The 14,945-nt window shown below is 61.4% G+C and carries 17 protein-coding genes; 8 read left to right on the top strand and 9 right to left on the bottom strand.

The window, feature by feature from the left end; translation table 11 throughout:
* Window positions 1-37: 37 nt before the first annotated feature.
* The 3 genes from ehuC to ehuA are packed head-to-tail and all read left to right on the top strand — an operon-like array spanning window position 38 to window position 2,219.
* Window positions 38-697: an ectoine/hydroxyectoine ABC transporter permease subunit EhuC gene (gene ehuC / locus BM321_RS02570; RefSeq protein WP_092441414.1), complete on the top strand. Its 660-nt coding sequence runs from the start codon at window positions 38-40 to the stop codon at window positions 695-697.
* On the top strand, window positions 694-1,350 hold the full coding sequence (gene ehuD, locus BM321_RS02575; protein ID WP_092441415.1) for an ectoine/hydroxyectoine ABC transporter permease subunit EhuD: 657 nt from the start codon (window positions 694-696) through the stop codon (window positions 1,348-1,350). The genes ehuC and ehuD overlap by 4 nt, the downstream gene beginning before the upstream one ends.
* Complete coding sequence (gene ehuA, locus BM321_RS02580; RefSeq protein ID WP_371856604.1) at window positions 1,350-2,219, top strand: ectoine/hydroxyectoine ABC transporter ATP-binding protein EhuA; 870 nt, start codon at window positions 1,350-1,352, stop codon at window positions 2,217-2,219. The genes ehuD and ehuA overlap by 1 nt, the downstream gene beginning before the upstream one ends.
* A gap of 237 nt (window positions 2,220-2,456) precedes the next feature.
* On the opposite strand, the gene BM321_RS02585 is transcribed toward ehuA, so the two are convergent.
* Both BM321_RS02585 and BM321_RS02590 read right to left on the bottom strand, forming a co-directional pair.
* A complete protein-coding gene (locus BM321_RS02585) occupies window positions 2,457-3,194 on the bottom strand; it encodes a YiaD family glycine zipper/OmpA-like lipoprotein (RefSeq protein WP_092441416.1) in 738 nt (245 codons plus the stop codon).
* Between the two features lie 149 nt (window positions 3,195-3,343).
* Complete coding sequence (locus tag BM321_RS02590; RefSeq protein WP_092329504.1) at window positions 3,344-4,519, bottom strand: aspartate aminotransferase family protein; 1,176 nt, start codon at window positions 4,517-4,519, stop codon at window positions 3,344-3,346.
* Window positions 4,520-4,617: 98 nt separating this feature from the next.
* On the opposite strand from BM321_RS02590, the gene BM321_RS02595 reads away from it, so the two are divergent.
* From BM321_RS02595 to BM321_RS02610, 4 genes are all read left to right on the top strand, one after another.
* A complete protein-coding gene (locus BM321_RS02595; RefSeq protein WP_092329501.1) occupies window positions 4,618-5,535 on the top strand; it encodes a LysR family transcriptional regulator in 918 nt (305 codons plus the stop codon).
* Window positions 5,536-5,673: 138 nt separating this feature from the next.
* Entirely contained in the window at window positions 5,674-6,687 is a 1,014-nt protein-coding gene (locus BM321_RS02600; RefSeq protein ID WP_092441417.1) for a sensor domain-containing diguanylate cyclase, read from the top strand.
* Window positions 6,688-6,778: 91 nt separating this feature from the next.
* Window positions 6,779-7,570 carry a DUF72 domain-containing protein gene (locus BM321_RS02605; protein ID WP_092441418.1) on the top strand — a complete coding sequence of 264 codons (792 nt, stop codon included), beginning with the start codon at window positions 6,779-6,781 and terminating at the stop codon, window positions 7,568-7,570.
* Window positions 7,571-7,661: 91 nt separating this feature from the next.
* On the top strand, window positions 7,662-8,366 hold the full coding sequence (locus BM321_RS02610) for a hypothetical protein (protein WP_092166168.1): 705 nt from the start codon (window positions 7,662-7,664) through the stop codon (window positions 8,364-8,366).
* Here BM321_RS02610 and BM321_RS30645 read toward each other — a convergent pair.
* Window positions 8,345-8,611: an SDR family NAD(P)-dependent oxidoreductase gene (locus tag BM321_RS30645; RefSeq protein ID WP_092441419.1), complete on the bottom strand. Its 267-nt coding sequence runs from the start codon at window positions 8,609-8,611 to the stop codon at window positions 8,345-8,347. The genes BM321_RS02610 and BM321_RS30645 overlap by 22 nt on opposite strands.
* Before the next feature lie 37 nt (window positions 8,612-8,648).
* Window positions 8,649-9,533 carry an NmrA family NAD(P)-binding protein gene (locus BM321_RS02620; RefSeq protein ID WP_092441420.1) on the bottom strand — a complete coding sequence of 295 codons (885 nt, stop codon included), beginning with the start codon at window positions 9,531-9,533 and terminating at the stop codon, window positions 8,649-8,651.
* A 170-nt stretch (window positions 9,534-9,703) separates the two neighbouring features.
* Between BM321_RS02620 and BM321_RS02625 the strand changes: the two genes are divergently transcribed.
* On the top strand, window positions 9,704-10,675 hold the full coding sequence (locus BM321_RS02625; RefSeq protein WP_092441421.1) for an AraC family transcriptional regulator: 972 nt from the start codon (window positions 9,704-9,706) through the stop codon (window positions 10,673-10,675).
* Between the two features lie 33 nt (window positions 10,676-10,708).
* Here the strand turns inward: BM321_RS02625 and BM321_RS02630 are convergent, their stop codons facing one another.
* From BM321_RS02630 to BM321_RS02655, 5 genes are all read right to left on the bottom strand, one after another.
* Window positions 10,709-12,928 (bottom strand): xanthine dehydrogenase family protein molybdopterin-binding subunit, encoded by a 2,220-nt coding sequence (locus BM321_RS02630; RefSeq protein ID WP_092441422.1) that lies wholly within the window; start codon window positions 12,926-12,928, stop codon window positions 10,709-10,711.
* Window positions 12,929-12,931: 3 nt separating this feature from the next.
* The gene (locus BM321_RS02635; RefSeq protein ID WP_092441423.1) at window positions 12,932-13,384 is read right to left on the bottom strand and encodes a (2Fe-2S)-binding protein; all 453 of its coding nucleotides are present in this window, start codon (window positions 13,382-13,384) and stop codon (window positions 12,932-12,934) included.
* 19 nt (window positions 13,385-13,403) lie between these two features.
* The gene (locus tag BM321_RS02640) at window positions 13,404-13,835 is read right to left on the bottom strand and encodes a c-type cytochrome (protein ID WP_092441424.1); all 432 of its coding nucleotides are present in this window, start codon (window positions 13,833-13,835) and stop codon (window positions 13,404-13,406) included.
* A gap of 440 nt (window positions 13,836-14,275) precedes the next feature.
* Complete coding sequence (locus tag BM321_RS02650; protein WP_092166166.1) at window positions 14,276-14,590, bottom strand: helix-turn-helix domain-containing protein; 315 nt, start codon at window positions 14,588-14,590, stop codon at window positions 14,276-14,278.
* Window positions 14,587-14,931 carry a toxin gene (locus BM321_RS02655; RefSeq protein WP_092166164.1) on the bottom strand — a complete coding sequence of 115 codons (345 nt, stop codon included), beginning with the start codon at window positions 14,929-14,931 and terminating at the stop codon, window positions 14,587-14,589. The genes BM321_RS02650 and BM321_RS02655 overlap by 4 nt, the downstream gene beginning before the upstream one ends.
* Window positions 14,932-14,945: the final 14 nt, after the last annotated feature.

A 14,945-nucleotide genomic window follows, 5' to 3' on the forward strand; every position in this document is an offset into this window, starting at 1 on the left:
TGCCTGTTCCCTGCTTCATCGGATATCGGGTCGAACCATGGGCGAATTACTTCCGTTATTGATACAAGGGACCTGGGTCACGCTCCAGGTGACCTTCTTTGGCTCGCTGCTGGCGATTGTCGCGGCGGTACTGGCAGCACTCGGGCGGCTGTCGCCGTGGCGCGCGTTGCGCTGGTTTTCCATCACCTACATCGAAGTGTTTCGTGGCACCTCGTTGCTGGTGCAATTGTTCTGGCTGTTCTTCGTACTGCCGCTACCGCCCTTCAACGTTGAGCTGAGCCCTTACGCCGTGGCCATCGTCGGCCTGGGCCTGCACATTGGCGCCTACGGTGCGGAAGTGATGCGCGGCGCCATCAGCTCGGTCGCCAAGGGCCAATACGAAGCCTGCACGGCGTTGAACTTCAGCGCCTTCACCCGCTTCAAGCGGATCATCCTGCCCCAGGCGTTGCTGGCGGCGATTCCACCGGGCACCAACCTGTTGATCGAGCTGCTGAAGAACACCTCGCTGGTGTCGCTGATCACCTTGTCCGACTTGAGCTTCCGGGCGCGCCAGTTGGATCAGGCGACGTTCCAGACCCTGGAGGTCTTCAGCCTGGCGCTGGTGCTGTATTTCATCCTCGCCCAAGCCATCAACTTCGGCATGCGCCACCTCGAGCGACGGCTGAGCCGGGGCCGGATGCGTGGAGGTCTGTCATGACGCTGTTCGACTGGTCCTACGCCGCACACATCCTGCCGGACCTGCTGCGCGCCTCCCTCAATACCGTGGGCATTACCCTGATCGGTTTCCTGATTGCGATCGTCCTGGGACTGTTCCTGGCGATTGGTCGGCGCAGCCGCAAATTCTGGCTGTCGTGGCCGGCCACCGCGGTAATCGAGTTCATCCGCAGCACGCCGTTGCTGATCCAGGTGTATTTCCTCTACTACGTGCTGCCCAACTACGGCTTGAGCCTGACGGCCATGCAGGTCGGCATCCTCGGCATCGGCCTGCACTACGCCTGCTACATCGCCGAGGTCTATCGCAGCGGTCTCGACGCGGTGCCGCGGGCGCAGTGGGAGGCGGTGACGGCGTTGAACATTGCGCCCTACAACGCCTACCGCAACATCATCCTGCCCCAGGCGCTGCGGCCCATCGTGCCGCCCCTGGGCAACTACCTGGTGGCGATGCTCAAGGACACGCCGGTGCTGTCGGCGATCACCGTGGTGGAAATCATGCAGCAGGCCAAGAACATCGGCTCCGAGAATTTCCGTTACCTGGAGCCAATCACGATGGTCGGCCTGTTTTTCCTCGCCCTGAGCCTTGCCTTGGCTTATCTGGTACGGCGCCTTGAAACGCGCATGGAGCTACGCTAATGACTTTACCTCTGTCCACGCCCACCGATTTGTCCCGGCGCAGCACGCTGGCGTCACAGCAGGAGGCCCCGGCCATGCAAGATCCCACACCGTCCCGGCCAATTGTGAGTTTCCAGGACGTGACCAAAAGCTATGGCAGTTTCACGGTGCTCGACCACCTGAACCTGGATGTCGCGCCGGGAGAAAAGGTCGCGATCATCGGCCCCAGCGGCTCGGGCAAGTCCACGCTGCTGCGGGTGCTGATGACCCTGGAAGGCATCGACCAGGGCCAGATCCGCGTCGAGGATGACTCACTGACCCACATGCTCAACCGCAATGGCGTGCTGGTGCCGGCCAACGACCGGCACATCCGCCGGGTACGCGGCAAGATCGGCATGGTGTTCCAGAGCTTCAACCTGTTCCCCCACATGACCGCGTTGCAGAACGTGATCGAGGCGCCGGTGCAGGTGCTGGGCATGAACCCGAAAGAAGCCCGGGAGCGCGCCGCCGACCTGCTGGAACTGGTGGGGCTGGGCAACAAGCTCGACCATTACCCGTCGCAGTTGTCCGGCGGCCAGCAACAACGGGTGGCGATTGCCCGGGCGCTGGCGATGCGCCCCAAGGTGATGCTGTTCGACGAAGTGACCTCGGCGCTCGACCCGGAGCTGTGCGGCGAGGTGCTGAACGTGATCCGCAAACTGGGGGCTGAACATAACCTGACGATGTTGATGGTGACCCACCAGATGGGCTTCGCCCGGGAATTCGCCGACCGGGTGTGCTTTTTCTACAAGGGACAGATCCATGAGCAAGGCACCCCGGCGCAGATCTTCGAGCACCCGCGGCAGGAACGTACGTGTGCGTTCTTGAGTGCGGTGAAAGAGGCGAATTGATCCCCATCCATCACTCAAGTAAACACCTTTGTGGCGAGGAGATTTGTGGGAGCAAGGCTTGCCCGCGATGAAGGCGGTGAGGTCTTTCAGAAAATCGAGGCGCCTGTTTCGCGAGCAAGCTTTGCTCCCACAAATCTCCTCACCACAAGGGGCGGCATTAGGCGGATAGAAACTGACAGCCACAAAAAAAACGGGGGTCCTGTTTCCAGGCCCCCCGTTTCATTGATCGCCCAGCCGTTATGGGTACTGCTGGTAAGTCTGCCCCTGCTGCTGCGGCGCCTCCTGGTATTGCTGGCCAGGAATGGCCTTGAGGTTGACCTCGACACGACGGTTTTGCGCGCGGCCATTGACGTCGGCGTTGCTGGCCACCGGGTTGTCCGGGCCGGCGCCACGGGCCGAGAGGTTGGCACCGCTCACGCCTTGGGACGTCAGGTAGGTTGCCACGCTCTGGGCACGGCGCTGGGACAGGTCCATGTTGTGCTGGCGGCTGCCGGTGCTGTCGGTGTAGCCGACGATCTCGATCTGGTTCTGGTTGAACTCCTTGAGGGAGTTGGCCAGGTTGTTCAGCGGCTGGTAGAAGCTGGAGGCGATGTTCGCCGAATCGGTGGAGAAGGTGATGTTACCCGGCATGATCAGCTTGATCTGGTCGCCCTGGCGCTGCACTTCGACGCCGGTATTGGCCATGCTGGCGCGCAGTTTCTTTTCCTGCTGGTCGGCGTAGTAACCGTAGCCGGCCGCGGAAGCCCCCACCACCGCCGCACCGATCAACGCACCCTTGCCCCGGTTATCGTGACCGATGGCCGCACCGGCCAACGCCCCCGCCAGTGCACCGAGGCCGCCGTACTTGGCGGTTTTGCTCATGCCCGACGATTCGGTAGAGGCCTGGCCCTGGTTGTCATAGGGGTTAGGCGACGCACAGCCGGACAACAAGGCCACAGCAGTAGCGACAACGATCAAGCGACGCGAGGTGAACATGGAATGCTCCTGGTTTTCAGTCTGGGTGCCAGGGCGTAGGCAATCGACTCTGGCAGGCGTTGGAACGCGGCAATCGTTAAAAATTCCGTCCCGCTGCGTTGCGCTTCGCCCGGCTGCGTCATAAAAAACCGTCGTCTGGGCCGGTTGCCTCAGCCCTGCGCCAGACAGCGACTCACGCCCCTGACGATCATCTCCACTTCCCGCCCATCGATCGTCAGCGGCGGCAGCAGGCGGATGGTCTGGCCCCGGGTGACATTGATCAGCAGACCGTGGTCCCGGGCGGCGCGAAGGGTCAGGTCGCGGACCGGTTGCTTGAGTTCGATGCCGATCATCAAGCCCTGGCCGCGAATCGCCAAGACATTCGGGTTGTCCGCCAGCTCGGTCCGCAGCCGGCTCAGCAATTGTTCGCCCTGGTGCCTGGCGTTATCCACCAGCGCTTGTTCCTCGATGATGTCCAACACTGTGCAACCGACCCGACAGGCCAGCGGATTGCCGCCAAACGTACTGCCATGGCTGCCAGGGGTGAACAGCTCGGCAGCCTTGCCCTGTGCCAGGCAGGCACCGATGGGCACGCCGTTGCCCAGGCCTTTGGCCAGGGTCATGACATCCGGCACGATGCCCTCGTGCTGGAACGCGAACCATTGCCCGGTGCGCCCGATGCCGGTCTGGATCTCGTCGAGCATCAACAGCCAGGCGCGCCGACTGCACAACTGCCGCAAGGCCTTGAGGTACCCCGGTGGAGCGAGTTGCACACCGCTCTCACCCTGGATCGGCTCCACCAGCACCGCGACGATGCGCTCGGCGTGAGCCTGTTGAATCTGTTCCAGCGCCGCGAGATCGCCGAACGGTACCTTGAGAAAATCCCCCGGCAACCGGTTGTAGCCCAGCCGTACGGACGGGCCATCACTGGCGGACATGGTGCCCAGGGTGCGCCCATGGAACGCGTTGTCCATGACCACCACCAAGGGCTGCTCAATGCCCTTGTGCCAGCCGTAGAGGCGCGCCAGCTTCAGCGCGGTTTCGTTGGCCTCGGCGCCTGAGTTATTGAAAAACGCCCGCTCCATCCCCGACAGTTGGGTGAGCTTTTGCGCCAGGCGTTGCTGCCAATCGATGCTGTACAGGTTGGAGGTGTGCAACAGCAGGCCGGCCTGCTCGCTGATGGCAGCCACCAGCCGCGGGTGGGAATGGCCGACATTGGTCACCGCCACGCCCGCCACCGCATCGAGGTATTCGCGACCGTCCTGGTCCCACAGGCGCGTCCCCAAGCCATGGGTGAAATTCAGCGCCAGGGGTTGGTAGGTGGTCATCAGGCAGGCAGCGGTCATGGCATCAAGCTCCATCGGGTGGTTTTTTCCAGTATGGTTAGCCACAAAGGCTGGATAAACGCTGCTTTACTTCAATCATTTAAAAGCTGAGCTTGATAATGGACCTGTTCCAGGCGATGACCGTTTACGTGAAGGTGGTAGAAACCGGGAGCCTGACGGCGGCGGCCCAAGCGTGCGAAATGTCCACCACCATGGTGGGCAACCATCTTCGTGCCCTGGAGCAACGCCTCGGCGTACGCCTGATCAACCGTACGACGCGGCGCCAGCGCCTGACAGAATTCGGCTCGGCCTACTACCAGCGCTGCCTGGAAGTACTGGGGCTGGTGGCCGACTCCGAACGCCTGGCCGAACAGACCCAAGGCGAGCCCACCGGCACCCTGCGCATCACCGCACCGCTGACCTTTGGTACCGAACGCCTTTCGCCGGCGCTGGCCGAATTCAGCCAGCGCTTCGCCCAGGTCAAGCTCGACGTGGTGCTGACCAACCAGCGCCTGGACCTGCTCGACCATGGCTTCGACGTCGCCATCCGCCTCGGCCATCCCGACCCGAAACTGATTGCCCGTCCGTTGCAGGACTACACCCTGACCATCTGCGCCTCCCCCGCTTACCTGACCCGGCGCGGCACGCCGGAACACCCGGCGGACCTGCAACGGCACGACTGCCTGTCGTTTGCTTATTCGGCAGCAGACGAATGGCGCTTCGCCCAGGATCACTGGCCCATCAACGGGCCGGACGGCGAGATCAAGGTTCCGGTGAACGGACCGATGCTGATCAACAGTTCCTCGGGCCTGCATCGCGCCGCCCTGGCCGGGATGGGCGTGGTGATGCTGCCCGACGCCCTGGTGGCCCAGGATCTGAAGGATGGGCACTTGGTGGCGTTGCTGCAGGACTACCAATTGCCCCATCGGCCGATGAGCCTGATGTACGCGCAGGATCGCTACCGTTTGCCGAAACTACGCAGTTTTGTCGAGTTTGCGCTGGAGAAATGGGGCAAACCCCAACTCCCAACCCAATGATGCTGTGGCGAGGGGATTTATCCCCTCGCCACAAAAGCGAACCCCGTCTGGACATCCGCCGCTAGTTCCCCACACACCCATCAGCTACTCTTCCTCTTGGACGAGCATTTTGATATCAGGGCCGACGAGGAAACGACGATGGGAGACGCCTCGAACATCGACATGCTGCGGTTCGACCTGTCCGATCTGGACGAAGGCGTACTGCACACCATTCTGGAACTGGTCAGCGACGGCATCTGGGACTGGAATGCCAACACCGGCTTCGTCTACCGCAACCCCGGCTGGTACACGATGCTTGGCTACCTGCCTCATTCACTGGATAACACCGTGCTGACCTGGGAAAACGTGATCCACCCGGAGGATTACCCACGGGTCATGGCGTCGTTCGACGACTACCTGGAACAACGATCCCACCGCTACCAGGCCGAGTACCGTTGCCGCACGTGCGACGGGTCCTACATCTGGATCGAGGATCGCGGCTACGTGATCGCCCGCAACCCGGACGGCACGGTGGCACGCATGATCGGCGCCCATCGCAGTATCGACGACAAGAAGCGTCTGTTCGAACAATTGGAACGGCATAACAAATCCTTGGAAGCCATCATCGAAGAACGCACCCGCGAACTGTCCCGGGTCAATCATCAGTTGCAACTCCAACTCGACGAGAACCGCAGGCTTGCCGAAACCGATGCCCTGACGCGGGTCGCCAACCGTTATCGCCTGGACCAGGCGCTACCGCTGGCCTGTGAGCGCGCACAGCGTTTCCGCGAGCCGTTGTCGCTGATCGCCATGGACGTCGATGACTTCAAGGACATCAACGATCGCTACGGCCACGCCTTCGGTGACGCAGCGCTGGTGCAAGTGGTGCAGAGCGTCAAGCGCTGCGAGCGCGGCAGTGACTTGCTGGTGCGCTGGGGCGGTGACGAATTCATCATGATCTTGCCCAACACCACCCTGGCCGATGCCCGCCTGCTGGCGGAAAGCATCCGCCATGGCCTGTCCGACCTGCTGCCGGTGGGCGACTTCCAGATCACCATGAGTTTTGGCGTGGTGCAGCGCTTGGAGGATGAACAGCACTCGGCGTTGCTGCACCGGGCAGACCAGGCGCTGTATCGCTCCAAGATGGCGGGCAAGAATGTGATTTGCGAATGAACGGTACACCGGGCCAAACACAAAAAAGAATGCAGACATGAGGCGTTCGCAGCGGTCATAGGCTGTATACCTTGCGATCAGGCCTGCACCCTTGCCAACTCGACTTCCCTCTTCCTCACGCCTTTACCTGGGCTGCGCCGGCTGGTCGCTGCCCCGGGAGCATTGGCCGGCCTTTACTGTCGACGGGACGCATTTGCAGCGCTACAGCAGCCGGTTCCCCGCCGTGGAGATCAACAGCTCGTTCTACCGCCCGCATCGCCCCGCCACGTACGCGAAGTGGGCCAGCAGCGTTGCCGGGGACTTCCGCTTCTCGGTCAAGGTGCCCAAGCAGATAACTCATGAACGGCGGCTGATCGACTGCGAAGGGCTTGTGGATGAATTCCTCGGGCAATGCTCGCAACTGGGAGAGAAGCTTGGCTGCCTGTTGATTCAGTTGCCACCGTCGCTGGCCTTCGAGGCTGCCGTGGCCGAAGTATTCTTCAAGGCCTTGCGGGACCGTTATCAAGGTCATGCGGTGCTTGAGCCGCGACACCCGAGCTGGCTCGTACCCCAGGCCGCGACGATCCTGCAAGACGCGTGCATCGGCCGCGTCGCCGCCGATCCGTCACCCTTGCCCGGCGGCGATCAACCCGCTGGCTGGCCTGGCATTCGCTACTACCGGCTGCACGGTTCGCCACGGATCTACTACTCAGCTTACGAAGACGCCTGGCTGGAGGGCCTCGCCCGAACCTTGCAAGCCGATCCCGACACGCCGACCTGGTGCATCTTCGACAACACCGCCAGTGGCGCCGCGACCGCCGACGCGTTGCGCTTGATGGACCTGATGCAGGACGCAAAGCCGTCACCGGCAACAAATGGTCAGTTGCTGCCGGTCCGACCGTGACAACACCGCTCGGGTCCAATAGATTAGGCGACCGGAAAAAAGCTCAATGCCTTTCTCGCCTCATCCCGCTAACAGAAGTAGTGAAATTTCAATGTCCGATTCCAACACCGCTGAATCCGTAGTCACCCTGTCGTCCAAAGCGGAATACGAAAACTCCATCAATCTTTCACAGCATCTGCCCCAGGCCAAAACCATCAGCGAAATGGTCCTCGATGCGTTCCAGTCGAACCGCGAAAGCGACCAGATCCGCGAACTGCGCAACGCCATCCGCCAGGCCCACGATGCCTTCGACGACGACAAGGCCTACGAACTGATGGGCCAGCTCAAACAGCTCAAGGACGCCGAAGCCGCCGACTTCGCGGCCCTGGAAGACCTGAGCAGCCGCTTCCCGATCAGCCGCATCCTCTCCAGCTACAAGGACGACCCGTCGTTTCAGGAACTGGTCTACGGCCTGGCCCTGAAAGTGCTGAACCAGACCCACCAGGCCATCAGCAACCCGAGCGGCAGCAAGGGCAAGGCCTCGCGGGCCAAGAAGGAAGCCGAGGTGTTTGTCATCAGCAAGGACGGCATCAGCGTCACCCTGCCCTTGCGCACGCCGCGCTCCAAGCCGAACGTCGACCGCGAAGCCTTCGAGTTCCTGGGCTTCAACTTCATAGGCGAAGGCGACGAAGCCGAGTTGGAAAGCGAAACCTTCCTGGACAATGACGGCACCGAACAACCGGCCACCCGCAAAGGCATCGTCACTGCGTTGCAACAGCAGAAAGCCTTCGACGGCTACAGCATCGCGCAGCAATAAGCCTCACCCGAGGACTCTGTGGGGAGAGTGCCAGTCATGTGTGCGACACGGCGCCAATCGTAATGCCGAGCCAGAGGCACAGCATCGCCGCCGAGCTGTTCTGTGACGATACCGGCACCTGGGTCGGGTTGAGATTTGCCAGCGATGATGACCCGGTTGCCGAGCTGGTAAAAAGCCTCAGCGAGCCCCCGGCCGATGCCGCTCGTGCCGCCAGTGATGAGAATGGTGTGGCCAGTCAAATGCATGGCTTGATGCTCCTGCTATTGAGGATCGGAATGCTGCTCAGCCGAGCACGGCGGGCTTGAGCGTGTCCTCGCACCACTGGCGGAAGCTCGTTGGCGTTGAATTGTCAGGTGTCCTCGACACCGCCAGGTCGAGGCCCTGATCCTTGGCCCAGGCCATGTCCGTCATACCCTGCGCCATGGCGTCGGACATGCCCATTTGCACGAAGCGAGCTTTGTAGGCGTCGAGGCTGATCTGCTGGTAGGTCACCGCCTTGCCGAGCACGTCAGATATGATTGCGGCCATGTCGTCGAACGAAATGTCCTCGGGGCCGAGGACCGGTACCTCGCTCTGGCCTGTCCAACTGTCGTTAAGTAGCCAGCGTGCAGCGACCGCTGCGATATCGCGTGTCGCAACGCTCGGAAGTTTGAGATCGCTGGCGATAGGCAGGAAGAACTTGCCCTGATTTCTGATAGCGATTGCCTGGCGGGCGATGTTGTCCATGAAGGACGGCATAGCCAGGCCACGGAATGCGACCCCCGTACTGGCGATCAAGTCGTCCATCGCCAACGAGCCGGTGACAAAGCCCGCCTTGTCGGCGACGGGTGAACCGCGCCCGAGTGCCGTGATCGAAACAACGCGCTTGACGCCTTGCTCTTTCAGTGCAGCCGCTGCTGGCCGTGTGAAATCGACATACGCCTCTGTGACGGAGGTGGCCTTCGGATCGGCAGGCGTGAGCCAGAATACCGCGTCGGCGCCACTGAACGCTTCGTTCACGACGCCAGCGTCCCCATGGGAGCCTTTGACGATCTCGACGTTGTTTCGCACCTCTTCGACCAAGTGTGATGGATCGCGCGCGATCACCCGGATTTGCGCGCTCGACTGGAGAAGGTTTTGAACGACTTGATGGCCAATATCGCCAGTGGGGGCGGTTACAACGATCATGTTTTACTCCGGTATTGACGGCTAAAGCGGTGCGGCGCGACCGCACCCGTCGGCTGGCCAGGTAGACATGCCGTGCCAGCATTTATGTTCTGGCTTGAAGGTAGGCGGTTGCTTTAGGACTGTCTATGCTGAACAATCCGTATTATCTTCGCGATCATCCGATATAAACCATGGATCCACTTTCAGACGTCCTTTCTCTGCTTAAGCCGCATGCCTACGTCTCGTCTGGCTTCGATGCAGGTGGCGACTGGGCTGTTCAATTCGGCGACCAACACAAGCTCATCAAATGCTATGTGGTCGTTTCAGGTGCCTGCTGGCTCACCGTCGAGGGTGTCAGCGACGCAGTGCGCTTGGAGGCCGGCGATTGCTTCGTGCTGCCGACTGGTCGACCTTTCCGGCTTGGCAGTAACATTGATGGGCCGGCCATCGGGGCCGGGGAAATATTCCCGATCGCACGAAGGGGTGGTGTCGTCACGCTCAACGGTGGCGGCGGCTTGTTTCTCGTTGGAAGCCGCTTCGGCGTGAAGGGCAATCACGCTGATATGCTGCTGGGCCTGCTTCCGCCGATCGTGCACATCCACGAGCAGCCCGAACAGGTGGCCCTGCGCTGGTCTGTCGAGCAAATGATGAAGGAGCTGCGTGGAGGACAGCCCGGCAATGCCCTTGTAGTGCAGCATTTGGCCCATATGATGTTGGTGCAGGCACTACGTGTGCATCTGGACACGAGTGGCGGCGCCCGTATCGGCTGGTTCTTTTCCTTGGCGGACAAGCAGCTTGGTGCCGCGATCAAGGCAATCCATGCCGAACCAGCGTACCAATGGACCCTGCAAGAGCTTGGTGAGATCGCCGGCATGTCGCGCTCGACATTCGCGCTCAGGTTCAAGGAACGCGTCGGCGAGCCGCCGATGCAGTACGTGGCGCGCTGGCGGATGCTGCTTGCCTGCGACAGGCTGGAGAACTCAGGCGATCCCGTGGCGACGATTGCCGGTTCGCTCGGCTATGAATCGGAAAGTGCGTTCAGCACGGCCTTCAAACGCGTCATGGGCTGCTCGCCTCGCCAATACGGGCGTCGTCTGAAGGTGGATCCAGAGACCAGCTCTGTCGCTGGAGACTTGCCTACCGATCGAAAGTCGTTCGCCTAGCCAGTTGTAGAGGGCTGCGTTGCCACAGAAGGTTCAGCTATCCAGAGCTGCCTTCATGCGTTCTGGCGTGAACGGGTAGTGGCGAAGCCGCACTCCCCCGGTGAGCCGCGCGACAGCGTTGGCGATTGCCGGCCCCGTGGGGGGAAGGCCTGCCTGACCAATGCCGCCGAAAGGACTCCCGGGCGTCGGCACCACCGCCACTTCTATCTCAGGCGCCTCGGACATTCGGATCACCCGGTACGTATCGAAATTCGACTCCTGCACCTCACCGTCGATGACATTGATTTGCTCGAACAGCGCATGGCCGGTACCGTTGGTGATGCCGGTCATCATCATGGCCTCGATATGGAGGGGCTGGATCGCCACGCCGGGATCGATCGCGCACCAGACCTTGTGCACCCGGATCGCACCGGTGTCTCGGTTGAGCGAAACCTCGGCGACCTGCGCGCAATGCGAACCGAAAGCGTCGGCGTAGGCCAAACCGAGCCCCCGACCGTCCCGCGTCTGCCCCCACTCAGCCATCCGGGCAACGGTCTCGATCACCTTGCGCGCGCGCGGCTGGTCCTTGAGCAGCTCCAGCCGCAACGCGACCGGATCGACACCTCTGAGCGCAGCAATTTCATCGACGACGCATTCGATCGCGAATCTCGTATAGCCGACCCCCACCGCGAACCAGAATCCGATGGCGAGGCCATTGTCCTGCCGCAGGTATTCGATCTGATGGGCTGGCACAGCGTAGTTGAACTTGGCGCCCTCGGTCACGACGTCGTCGTGACCACCTGCCTTCGCGAACACCGGCGGCAAAGTTCGCGCAAAAATGGAGTCCGCCACGATCCTGTGCCGCCAGCCGACGATGTTCCCCTGTGCATCCAGCCCAACCCTGACGTGCTGCGCCTCGAGCGGCCGGAACGTGTCGTGGCGAACGTCATCCTCGCGGCTCCAGATGACCTTGACCGGCCGCCCCTCCACAGCCTTGGCCAAAGACACCGCATCGATGATGAAGTCGGCCTCGGCCTTGCGTCCAAAGCCTCCGCCAAGCAGGGTAGTGTTGACCTTCACCTTGTCGGGCGTCGTGCCCGCCACTTGCGCTGCGAAGCCTTGGGTGCCCGTTGGTCCCTGGGTTGGCGCCCAGATTTCGACCCTGTCGCCGGACACCAGCGCGGTGGCGTTCATCGGCTCCATGGTCGCGTGGGCGACATGGTCACTCATGTAATCGACTTCTATGACCGTCGCGGCCCCGGCGATAGCCGTCTCGGCGTCACCCGCTACGTGCGCCGGAACGCCTTGCTTGCCGAGGTCACGACCGACGGCTCGATACTCGTCGAGCAGCCGCTGGCTTGAATAGTTGCGAACCCTTGACGTCCCGCTCCAAGTGACGGTGAGCAGGTCTTTCGCACGCATGGTCGCTTCAACCGTCTCGCCGACGATGCCGACCCCATAAGGCAGTGGGACAATATGGGTGACACCCGGCACGTCCCGCGCTTCGGCGTCATCGATGGCTTCTGGCCGTTCGTCCTGAACCGGCGCCCGCAGGACCGCCCCGTAGAGCATGTCGGGAAGCTGAACGTCGATACCGTAGACCGCGGTTCCATTGACCTTCGAGGGTACGTCGATGCGCTGGATCGCTCTGCTTCCGATATAGCGCCACCTGTGGCTTTGCTTCAGGTTGGCCTCTGTCGCCTGCGGCAGTGGATCGGGAAGCACCGCCCTGGCAGCGATCTCACCGTAGTCGAGTGAGCGCCCCGAGGAGGGATGCAGAACCCTGTGGAGCCCGGTCTCGAGCTCACTCACCGGCACGTTCAGGAGGCCAGCGGCGGCCGCCAGCAGGATTAATCGTGTCTGGGCACCGGTCAGGCGAAGCAGCGCGTTGTACCCGCGCGTCGACTCGCTGCCGCCGGTAAGCTGAATCCCGTAGAAGCCTGGATTGCCGTAGGTTTGCGCGTCGGAGGGCGCCTGGACCACCTGCACGCGGTTCCAATCGGCATCCAGTTCCTCAGCAACGAGCAGAGGCAGCGTTGTCGTGATGCCCTGTCCCATTTCGACGGCCGGCGAAATGATGCTGACCGTGCCATCCGCGCCAATCGTGATCCAGGCGTTGGGACGGAAGTCGCCCTCGGCGGTGGGCGCCATGGCTGCGCCGCAAACAAGGTCGGACACGCTCCCGAACGCGACAGCGATGCCGAGGCTACCGGCCGTGACGAGAAAACTACGCCGCGACAGCACGCGGCTTTCAGGCCGTGGGATCGGAATCATGGTTCAGCCCTCCCTTGCTGCGCGCTGGATCGCGCTGATGATGCGGACATAGGTCCCGCAACGGCAGATATTCCCATCCATGTGGTCGACGATCTGTTCGCGGGTCGGACGAGGCGTGGCCGCGAGAAGGGCGGCCGCCTGCATGATCTGGCCGGATTGGCAGTAGCCGCATTGCGGCACCTGCTCAGCGATCCAGGCCCTCTGCAGCGGATGGCTGGCGTCCGGCGACAGGCCTTCGATCGTTGTCACCTCCCGGCCGGCGACATCCTCCAGGAAGGTCTGGCAAGAGCGCGTCGGCTCACCGTCGACATGGACGGTGCAGGCTCCGCATTGTGCAATCCCGCAACCGAATTTGGTGCCCGTGAGCTTCAGATGTTCCCGGATCACCCAAAGAAGTGGTGTATTCGGTTCGGTGGTGACATCAATCGCGCGCCCGTTGATCGTGAAGGCTGTCATGCGTGCTGCTCCTAGATCTTTAATTGGCCGATTGGCCTTCGAGATACTGGATAATCGCCGCCCGCTGGGTTGCGTTGGGAATGGCGACGGTCATCCGTGTGCCGCGAACCATGCGGGCCGGCGCCGTGAGGAAGGTATCGAGGGTTCGGCTGTCCCAGGTGATACCGCAAGCCCGCATCGCATCTGAATAGGTGGCGCCTTCGACGTTACCAGCAGTCCGGCCGATGACGCCTGACAGATGCGGACCGGCCTTGTTCTGGCCAGCTTCCATGCTGTGGCAGGTCGCGCAGCGTTGTTGAAACAGGCGTGCGCCATCAGCGTCTTGGGCGGACGCTGGAATTGGAAAGAACAGCCCAGAAATAGACAAAAATATTGTAAGCAGAGCGCCCAATCGTCCTTCGAAGCGAACGGCTACAGGCGCGGCTGTGGCATGGACCGAGATGCTAATCACTGTATCGCCTCCATAATTGAGTGATACGGTAACCAAGCCTGTGGAAACGATCTATGCTTGGAAATCCATTAATTCTTTTCAATCGTCCGGAATTGGCGTTTGAGATCGCTGATGGAGGAGAAGCCGTTCCTGAAACCGTCTTTCCTCGAACCAGCGCGTTCTTCACGCGGATCGGTGATGTACCGGCGACAATGACGATCTCGTCGGCGGGCGGAAGTCGCATCACCTTGCTAGGGGGTCAACAGAGCGCGACACCATCAGATGGCCGACATAGTTCTTCATGCGGTGCCGAGCGAGTCGGATACGCGCTTGGCGGTGGCCGAGCCACCGCTATCGTGAGCAAGCTCGCTCCCACAGGAACATCGACGGCCCGCAAGCCCCATGAAAAAACCCCGCGCTTCTCTCGAAGGCGGGGCTTTTTCATGGGGGGTATGAATGCCTCAAACAGTGCCGAGCCGCTCGACCATGTCTGGAAACTTCTCGACCAGTTTGATCAACAAAGCCGCCTGGGCATTGGGTTTGGACTTCTCCTGCTCCCAATTCCTAAGGGTGCCAGGACTGGTCCTGATGCTCTTGGCAAAAACGGCCTGAGACATATGGAGCTTGTCGCGCAACGCTACGATTTCTTGCGCCGACACCTCGGGAACCGGTTTGTCTTCGATCGATATCTGACGAAGGGTAATCTTACCCTCCCGTTGAGCAGCCATCTCCCCGACGCCTTGCATCATCTCGGCAAACAGATCACGTTTTTTCATAAGGTCCCTCGCACTTTCAACTCTGCTTCTATGGCGCGCTTGAGCATCTTCTCTTGCTCGGAGGTCAGGTTTTCCAACTCGTCCTTGTTATAGATCGCGAACATCCAGAACTGACGATCATTCATGAGCCAATAGTAAATGACTCGCAACCCGCCACGTTTGCCTTTCCCACGACGTTCATCGAACCAGCGCAGCTTACGAAAGCCGCCGGTACGTGGCATGACGTCACCGACTTCTGGATGCTGCAGCATATAGGACTGAAGCAGGCGATATTCATCGTCACTCAGATAATGACCAACCGTGGCCGTGAACGTAGTCGTTTCAAAAAATAGGGTATGCATGGCAGAAACTATAG

Source organism: Pseudomonas sp. NFIX10 (genome assembly GCF_900111955.1).
GTDB classification, from domain to species: domain Bacteria; phylum Pseudomonadota; class Gammaproteobacteria; order Pseudomonadales; family Pseudomonadaceae; genus Aquipseudomonas; species Aquipseudomonas fluorescens_AA.

Bases quoted from the DNA above. Each gene is read 5' to 3' on its own strand.
- ehuC (WP_092441414.1), top strand. From the start codon at position 38: ATGGGCGAATTACTTCCGTTATTGATACAAGGGACCTGGGTCACGCTC.
- ehuD (WP_092441415.1), top strand. From the start codon at position 694: ATGACGCTGTTCGACTGGTCCTACGCCGCACACATCCTGCCGGACCTG.
- ehuA (WP_371856604.1), top strand. From the start codon at position 1,350: ATGACTTTACCTCTGTCCACGCCCACCGATTTGTCCCGGCGCAGCACG.
- BM321_RS02585 (WP_092441416.1), bottom strand. From the start codon at position 3,194: ATGTTCACCTCGCGTCGCTTGATCGTTGTCGCTACTGCTGTGGCCTTG.
- BM321_RS02590 (WP_092329504.1), bottom strand. From the start codon at position 4,519: ATGACCGCTGCCTGCCTGATGACCACCTACCAACCCCTGGCGCTGAAT.
- BM321_RS02595 (WP_092329501.1), top strand. From the start codon at position 4,618: ATGGACCTGTTCCAGGCGATGACCGTTTACGTGAAGGTGGTAGAAACC.
- BM321_RS02600 (WP_092441417.1), top strand. From the start codon at position 5,674: ATGGGAGACGCCTCGAACATCGACATGCTGCGGTTCGACCTGTCCGAT.
- BM321_RS02610 (WP_092166168.1), top strand. From the start codon at position 7,662: ATGTCCGATTCCAACACCGCTGAATCCGTAGTCACCCTGTCGTCCAAA.
- BM321_RS30645 (WP_092441419.1), bottom strand. From the start codon at position 8,611: ATGCATTTGACTGGCCACACCATTCTCATCACTGGCGGCACGAGCGGC.
- BM321_RS02620 (WP_092441420.1), bottom strand. From the start codon at position 9,533: ATGATCGTTGTAACCGCCCCCACTGGCGATATTGGCCATCAAGTCGTT.
- BM321_RS02625 (WP_092441421.1), top strand. From the start codon at position 9,704: ATGGATCCACTTTCAGACGTCCTTTCTCTGCTTAAGCCGCATGCCTAC.
- BM321_RS02630 (WP_092441422.1), bottom strand. From the start codon at position 12,928: ATGATTCCGATCCCACGGCCTGAAAGCCGCGTGCTGTCGCGGCGTAGT.
- BM321_RS02635 (WP_092441423.1), bottom strand. From the start codon at position 13,384: ATGACAGCCTTCACGATCAACGGGCGCGCGATTGATGTCACCACCGAA.
- BM321_RS02650 (WP_092166166.1), bottom strand. From the start codon at position 14,590: ATGAAAAAACGTGATCTGTTTGCCGAGATGATGCAAGGCGTCGGGGAG.
- BM321_RS02655 (WP_092166164.1), bottom strand. From the start codon at position 14,931: ATGCATACCCTATTTTTTGAAACGACTACGTTCACGGCCACGGTTGGT.